The 6,588-nt window shown below is 66.0% G+C and carries 7 protein-coding genes and 1 pseudogene; 3 read left to right on the forward strand and 5 right to left on the reverse strand.

Features of this window, described 5'->3' with window-relative positions; genetic code table 11:
* Nucleotides 1-142 precede the first annotated feature (142 nt).
* Both JCM9942_RS09110 and JCM9942_RS09115 read left to right on the forward strand, forming a co-directional pair.
* Nucleotides 143-1,659 (forward strand): annotated as a pseudogene (locus tag JCM9942_RS09110) (fumarate hydratase).
* Between the two features lie 148 nt (nucleotides 1,660-1,807).
* Nucleotides 1,808-2,443, forward strand: a complete 636-nt coding sequence (locus JCM9942_RS09115; RefSeq protein ID WP_054659160.1) for a glutathione S-transferase family protein — start codon at nucleotides 1,808-1,810, stop codon at nucleotides 2,441-2,443.
* Nucleotides 2,444-2,466: 23 nt separating this feature from the next.
* On the opposite strand, the gene JCM9942_RS19630 is transcribed toward JCM9942_RS09115, so the two are convergent.
* Together JCM9942_RS19630 and JCM9942_RS19635 are read right to left on the reverse strand one after the other, a co-directional pair.
* Nucleotides 2,467-3,132: a sterol desaturase family protein gene (locus tag JCM9942_RS19630; protein ID WP_054659163.1), complete on the reverse strand. Its 666-nt coding sequence runs from the start codon at nucleotides 3,130-3,132 to the stop codon at nucleotides 2,467-2,469.
* Nucleotides 3,129-3,575: a hypothetical protein gene (locus JCM9942_RS19635; RefSeq protein WP_054659165.1), complete on the reverse strand. Its 447-nt coding sequence runs from the start codon at nucleotides 3,573-3,575 to the stop codon at nucleotides 3,129-3,131. Before JCM9942_RS19635 ends, JCM9942_RS19630 begins: the two co-directional genes overlap by 4 nt.
* Before the next feature lie 203 nt (nucleotides 3,576-3,778).
* On the opposite strand from JCM9942_RS19635, the gene JCM9942_RS09130 reads away from it, so the two are divergent.
* Entirely contained in the window at nucleotides 3,779-4,312 is a 534-nt protein-coding gene (locus JCM9942_RS09130) for a DsbA family protein (RefSeq protein WP_054659167.1), read from the forward strand.
* A gap of 43 nt (nucleotides 4,313-4,355) precedes the next feature.
* Here JCM9942_RS09130 and arsC read toward each other — a convergent pair whose 3' ends face one another.
* From arsC to JCM9942_RS09145, 3 genes are all read right to left on the reverse strand, one after another.
* Nucleotides 4,356-4,703 carry an arsenate reductase (glutaredoxin) gene (gene arsC, locus JCM9942_RS09135; protein WP_054659169.1) on the reverse strand — a complete coding sequence of 116 codons (348 nt, stop codon included), beginning with the start codon at nucleotides 4,701-4,703 and terminating at the stop codon, nucleotides 4,356-4,358.
* 4 nt (nucleotides 4,704-4,707) lie between these two features.
* Nucleotides 4,708-5,847, reverse strand: coding sequence for a phospholipase A (locus tag JCM9942_RS09140; RefSeq protein WP_083468479.1), 1,140 nt, complete (start codon nucleotides 5,845-5,847; stop codon nucleotides 4,708-4,710).
* Between the two features lie 144 nt (nucleotides 5,848-5,991).
* A complete protein-coding gene (locus JCM9942_RS09145; RefSeq protein WP_054659173.1) occupies nucleotides 5,992-6,477 on the reverse strand; it encodes a DUF456 domain-containing protein in 486 nt (161 codons plus the stop codon).
* Nucleotides 6,478-6,588 lie beyond the last annotated feature (111 nt).

Raw genomic sequence — 6,588 nt, forward strand, 5'->3', positions numbered from 1 at the left:
CGGCCGGCCCCAAGCCGTTGCGGAGGGGGCGATCCCGCCACATCCCTCCTTGCCGGCAGGACGCCCGCAGGGCACGGGCCGGCGGCAGGGCGTAAAATGTGCGGCTGGAACCCCCCGCCAGCCCCAAGCAAGCGAGCACGCCGTGACATCGATCAAGCAGGAAGATTTCATCCAGTCCGTCGCCGACGCACTGCAGTACATTTCGTACTACCACCCGGTCGACTACATCAAGAACCTCGCCGCCGCCTATGAGCGCGAGGAGTCGCCGGCGGCCAAAGAGGCCATCGCGCAGATCCTGATCAACTCGCGCATGTGCGCCGAGGGCCACCGCCCGATCTGCCAGGACACCGGCATCGTCACCGTGTTCCTGGAAATCGGTATGAACGTGCGCTGGGACGACGCCACCATGGGCGTGGAGGACATGGCCAACGAGGGCATCCGCCGCGCCTACGCCTACCCGGACAACAAGCTGCGCGCCTCGGTGCTGGCCGACCCGGCCGGCAAGCGCACCAATACCCGTGACAACACCCCGGGTGTGGTCAACATCAAGGTCGTGCCAGGTGACAAGGTCGAGGTGATCGTCGCCGCCAAGGGCGGTGGTTCGGAGGCCAAGAGCAAGTTCGCCATGCTCAACCCGTCCGACTCGATCGTGGACTGGGTGCTCAAGACCGTGCCGACCATGGGCGCCGGCTGGTGCCCGCCGGGCATGCTCGGCATCGGTATCGGTGGTACCGCCGAGAAGGCGATGCTGCTGGCAAAGGAGGCGCTGATGGAGCCGATCGACATCACCGATCTGCAGGCCCGTGGGCCCTCCAACCGTGCCGAAGAGCTGCGTCTGGAACTGTACGAGAAGGTCAACGCGCTGGGCATTGGCGCGCAGGGCCTGGGCGGCCTGACCACGGTGCTGGACATCAAGGTCAAGGACTTCCCGACCCACGCGGCCAACCTGCCGGTGGCGATGATCCCCAACTGTGCCGCCACCCGCCACGCCCACTTCACCCTGGACGGCAGCGGCCCGGTGATGCTGGACCCGCCGTCGCTGGAAGACTGGCCGCAGATCACCTACGACGCTCCAAGGGCACCCGCGTGGACCTGGACAGCATCACGCCGGAAGAAGTGGCCAGCTGGAAGCCGGGCCAGACCCTGCTGCTCAACGGCAAGCTGCTGACCGGCCGTGACGCCGCGCACAAGCGCATGGTCGACATGCTCAACAAGGGCGAGCCGCTGCCGGTGGACCTGAAGGGCCGCTTCATCTACTACGTCGGCCCGGTCGATCCGGTGCGTGACGAAGTGGTGGGCCCGGCCGGCCCCACCACCGCCACCCGCATGGACAAGTTCACCCGCCAGATCCTGGAACAGACCGGCCTGCTGGGCATGGTCGGCAAGGCCGAGCGTGGCCCGGCGGCGATCGATGCCATCCGTGACAACAAGTCGGCCTACCTGATGGCGGTCGGTGGCTCGGCCTACCTGGTGTCCAAGGCGATCAAGGCCTCCAAGGTAGTCGGTTTTGCCGACCTGGGCATGGAAGCGATCTACGAGTTCACCGTGCAGGACATGCCGGTGACCGTGGCGGTGGACTCCACCGGCGAGTCGGTGCACAAGACCGGCCCGCGCGAATGGCAGGCCCGCATCGGCAAGATTCCGGTGGTGGTCGAGTAGACCGCCGGCGTTGCTGACGAGACCGAAACGGCCCGGGTTCTGCCCGGGCCGTTTTGTTTTCCGGCGAAGGCTTCAAGTTGCACCGGCGGCCCGTCTCCGGCGCCGGAGACGTCGCTAGAATGCGGTTCCGCCTGCCAGAGAGAACGCCATGTCTGTCGTGCTGTATGGATCGCAAAGCAGTGCCTCGCTGGTGGTGCACTGGCTGCTGATCGAGCTGGGCATCGATCACGCGTTGCGCCAGCTGGACTTCGAGCGTGGCGAGCAGAAGTCGCCGGCGTACCTGGCGATCAATCCGGCCGGGCGCGTGCCGGCGTTGCTGCTCGACGGGCAGGTGCTGACCGAGTCGGCGGCCATCGTGATGCATCTGGCCGATCTGCATCCGCAGGCCGGGCTGGCACCGGCACCGGGAACCCCGGCGCGCGGCGATTACTACCGCTGGATGTGCTTCTGCGTGTACACCCTGATGCCGGCGTATCGCAGCTGGTTCTACCCGCACGAACCGGCCGGCGAAAACCACAGCGAGGCGGTCCGGGAACGGGCACGCGTGCAGCTGGAGGCGGCATGGCAGCAGGTCGCCGACCAGCTCACCCTCGCCGGTCCGTACCTGCTCGGTGAGCGGCTCAGCGCCGTGGATTTCATGCTGACCATGCTGATGCGCTGGAGCCGCAACCTGCCGCGTCCGAGTGACCGCTGGCCGGAGCTGGCCGCGCATGCCGCGCGCATGAAAGCCCGGCCGGCGTTTGCCGAGGTCTACCGGCGCGAGGGCATCAGCGACTGGCGCTGAGCCGGGGCGCTTGGCGGCAGCTTTCAGTCCACGTGGTCCTGGTACCTGCGCCCGCCCTGGAACGGCATCAGGTGCTGGCTGACGATGCCCTTGGGCACGGTTTCCAGCTTCATCACGCCGTATTCCTCCGGCCACTGCGCCTGGTCGCGCGGCAGTTTGAAAGTGCCCATCAGCATGTCCACCAGCGGCAGATGGATGGCGTAGTTCACATCCACATAGTCCTGCTGCCGGGCGTGGTGCCAGTGGTGGTAGCGCGGCAGTACCAGCAGGTATTCCAGCCAGCCGAAACGGATGCCGAGGTTGGCGTGCGCCAGCACTGCCTGCAGCCCGACCAGGATCACGTAGGCGTTCACCGCCGGCGTGGAGAAGCCCAGGATCAGCAGCGGCAGCAGCACCGCGCTGCGGGTCAGCACGATCTCGACGAAATGGATGCGCGAGCCGGCCAGCCAGTCCATGTGCCGGCTGGAATGGTGCACCGCGTGGAAACGCCACAGCCAGGGAATGTTGTGATAGGCCCGATGCAGCAGCGCCTGCGCCATGTCGGCCACGAACACGGCGATCAGGAACTGCGCCCACACCGGCAGCGACTGGATCAGGTTCTTCAGCGCCGGGAAGGCGGCCAGTGCGGCAACCGTGGAGGTCGAGGCGGTGACCAGGATCAGGATGAACTGCACCAGCACGTGGCTCATGAAGAAGTAGCCACGTCGGTGCGCCAGCCCGGCCGCAGCGGCGACAGGGCGCGCTTGCCCAGATAACGTTCCAGCGGCACGAACACCAGCGCCGAGAAGAACAGCGACAGCACGAACCAGTCCAGGCCGAGCGAGTAGGGCGTCTGGCCGATCGCGTCGAACTGCACATTGGTGCCGCCCAGCAGCACGGCCAGCGTGGCACTGCCCACGCCGAGGGTGGCGATGCGCTTGTTGCGGTCGCGCAGGATCGCCATCGTGCCGAGGATGAACGCGGCCGCCAGCCCGACCAGCAGCAGGTGGCGCGCGAACTGCTCGTTGTAGACCGCGCGGAACTCGCGGCTGGTCAGCAGTTCGGGAAAGTGGAAGCAGGCCACCGCCAGCAGACTCAACAGGCCCAGCAGGGCCGAGGTGTAGGCGAAGAACGAACGGTACTTGCGGGGCATGCGCTGACTTCCTGTCGGTGTGGCGGGATTTTGCCTGCAGGATCGGCGCAGGGAAAGTGGAGCGGTGGCCAGACGGTGTGCCGTGGCAGTTGGAGCGTTGGCCGCGCTTCACGCCGATAGCGCGGTCGCCGGGGTAGGTTCTCCTGCAGCCCGCGCGTTGGTCGCGGCCGGCAGGTCCGCAACGATCATTGGGGAGGCCATGTATGAGTGTCCTGGGTGTTCCGGCGAGTGCGCAGGATCATGTGGCCGGCAACCTTGCCGCTCCGGTCGTGCTGGTGGAATACGGCGATTACCAATGCGCGGCGTGCGGCGAAGCGTTTTCGCTCGTCAAACGTCTGCAACAGCGTTTCGGCAGCTCGCTGTGCGTGGTTTTCAGACACTTCCCGTTGCAGCTGTCGCATCCGCAGGCCTGGGCAGCGGCGGTAACGGCCGAATATGCAGGCACATACGGGCGCTTCTGGCAGGCGCATGACGCGCTGTACAGCGCCCAGCCGCAGCTGGGTGAGGAGTTCTACCGGCAGCTGACCCGGGAGCTGGGACTGTCCGAAGAGGGGCTGGTGGCGGCGCAGGAGGATCCGGCCTACCGACAGCGTATCCAAGCCGATATAGACAGCGGCATGCGCAGTGGTGTCACCGGCACGCCGTCATTCTTCATCAACGATCGCGCGTTTCTGCCACGACAGCATCTTGAGGAGTTGTACGAGGCGATCCTCGCCGTGGGTGGCAAGACGTTGTAGCGGGCCGGGGGCGGGAACGCCAAGGTCCGTCGCCCCGTGGGGCTCAGAGCAGGGCGTTCACGGTTTCCGGTGGGCGGCACAGTGCGGTGCCTTTGGCCGTGCGCACGATCGGGCGGTTGATCAGCGCCGGGTGCGCGACCATGGCGTTGATCAGCGCTGTCTCGTCGTCCAGCTGCGCGGCCAGCCCCAGTTCGCTGTAGGCGGCCTCCTTGCTGCGCAGCAGGTCGCGGGCGGGCATGCCCATTTCGGCCAGCAGGGTCCGCAGCTCGGTCGCAGACGGTGGCGTATCCAGGTAGTGGATGACCTCCACCTGCACACCGGCCTCCTGCAGCAGCGCGAGCGCGCCACGTGAATTGGAACAGCGGTTGTTGTGCCAGATTGTCGCTTTCATTGCCTCAGAACCACTCCAGTAGCGAGACACCGACGCCGACATAGGTCGCGCGGTGGTTGTAGTCGATCATACTTTCGCCGTAACCGTCGAACACCTGCACATGACCACGCAGCAGGTTGTTGATCGGGAAGCCGTAGTCCAGCTGCAGCGAGCCGTGCGCGCGGTCGCCGCTGCGCAGCGAGTGGCGGCCGGTCAGGGCCACTTCATGGCCGTTGCGGTTGTAGATGACGCTGGCATCGCCACGGCCCATGTAATCGTCGATATCCGGGTTGTTGTCGTCCTTGCGCCCTTCCGGAATGCGGTACCACGGGCGCAGCATCACTGCCCAGTTCTCGCGGTCCAGACCGACATTGAGGATCACCCGGTTCCAGCTGCGCGAGAGCGGGTCGCTGCGGCCGTTGGACTGGTGGTTGAAGCTGACTGCGCTCATGCGGCCGTTCCAGCCGAACAGCGAATAGCCGTTGCGGAAGGCCAGCATCACTTCCGGCTCGTAGTTGGTTTCACGGAACGGGCGCGAGATTTCGCTGTTGTAGGCCTGCCAGCGCGAGCTCTGGGTGTAGCCGACCCAGAGGTCGCCGTTGTCGCCGAACAGGTTCTCGGCCACCTTGGTCTTGAAGCTGAGCTGGAACTTCAGCTCGGTGCTTTCCAGCTCCTCGGCCTGGGTCACCGAATTGGCCGGGTTGGGCGAGCGCGGCATCACGTTGGGCTTGCTGGTCCAGAATGCCGGCAACAGGTACACCGGCTTGTAGGCACGCAGCTGGAAACGGCCCAACTTCGAATCCCTGGCCAGTTCCCAGCGGCTGTCCCACAGCGAACCGCGCCCGGCGTTGGCCGCGGCAGCGGCCAGGTCGTCATGTGCGAACAGCTCGTTGCGTCGCGGCAGCGGCTCGTCCAGGGCCTTGGCGGTGGCTTTGGCTTCCTTGCGTGCCTGCTGTGCGGCAACGGCGGCGGCATCGGCGGCGCGGGTATCGGCCGGCGAGCGTCCCAGTGCCTTGTCGTAGCAGGCCAGCCGGCTGGCATCGGAGTCCAGCGCGAAACAGGCCTGTGGCGATGCCGGATCGGTGATCGATTCCTGTCCCAGCGCGTAGGCGCTGGGTCCGCTCAGAGCGAGCAGGATGGCGAGATGAAGCGGGAGGCTGCGCATGGGCATGATCCGGTCGCGGAAAGTTGAAGCCTGCTTCGGATGCGGGCCATGGAAGGATGTCCGCTGCGGAGCAAGTGGTCAGGTCAGGCGGGATTGTCGGTGATTGTCTCGTGCAGGGGGAGTCATGAGACACCGGCGGCCCGCTCAGAAGAACCACGCCACGGCGAAAACGCCGAGCATGGCTACCGCCAGGCCAAGTTTCAGCGCGACCCCGAGCACGATGCCCAGCCACGTGCCGAGTCCGACCTTGGTGGCCTGGCCGAGCTTGCGCCCGTTGATGTATTCGCCGGCCAGCGCACCGGCGAACGGTCCAACGAACAGGCCGATCGGCATGAAAAACAGGCCGGCCACGGTACCTATCGCCGATCCGACCAGGGCCAGCTTGCTGGCTCCGACCCGCTGTGCGCCGATCACCGTGGAAAGCACGTCGATCACCACCGAAATCGCGGTCAGGACGCCCAGCAACAGCAAGGGGAGCCAGCCGACCCGGTCAAACCCGTCGGTCCACGCCGCAACCAGCAGCCCGGCGAACACCAGGGGCACCCCGGGAAGCGCGGGGAGAATGACGCCTGCGATCCCGGTCACAACCAGCAGTCCGGCCAATACGTACAAGATGAATGAATAGTCCATAGGGGTCCCACTGATGGGTCAAAAGGGGGTTGACAGAGTGGCTTTTACCCGATTGCAATTTCATTTTTCCCGGGTTAAGTTGCAGCCGCTGAGCTTGGCAAGGTCACCGTG

The organism is Stenotrophomonas pictorum JCM 9942 (assembly GCF_001310775.1).
Lineage (GTDB): Bacteria > Pseudomonadota > Gammaproteobacteria > Xanthomonadales > Xanthomonadaceae > Stenotrophomonas > Stenotrophomonas pictorum.

Bases quoted from the DNA above. Each gene is read 5' to 3' on its own strand.
- JCM9942_RS09130 (WP_054659167.1), top strand. From the start codon at position 3,779: ATGAGTGTCCTGGGTGTTCCGGCGAGTGCGCAGGATCATGTGGCCGGC.
- arsC (WP_054659169.1), bottom strand. From the start codon at position 4,703: ATGAAAGCGACAATCTGGCACAACAACCGCTGTTCCAATTCACGTGGC.
- JCM9942_RS09145 (WP_054659173.1), bottom strand. From the start codon at position 6,477: ATGGACTATTCATTCATCTTGTACGTATTGGCCGGACTGCTGGTTGTG.
- JCM9942_RS09115 (WP_054659160.1), top strand. From the start codon at position 1,808: ATGTCTGTCGTGCTGTATGGATCGCAAAGCAGTGCCTCGCTGGTGGTG.
- JCM9942_RS19630 (WP_054659163.1), bottom strand. From the start codon at position 3,132: ATGAGCCACGTGCTGGTGCAGTTCATCCTGATCCTGGTCACCGCCTCG.
- JCM9942_RS19635 (WP_054659165.1), bottom strand. From the start codon at position 3,575: ATGCCCCGCAAGTACCGTTCGTTCTTCGCCTACACCTCGGCCCTGCTG.
- JCM9942_RS09140 (WP_083468479.1), bottom strand. From the start codon at position 5,847: ATGCGCAGCCTCCCGCTTCATCTCGCCATCCTGCTCGCTCTGAGCGGA.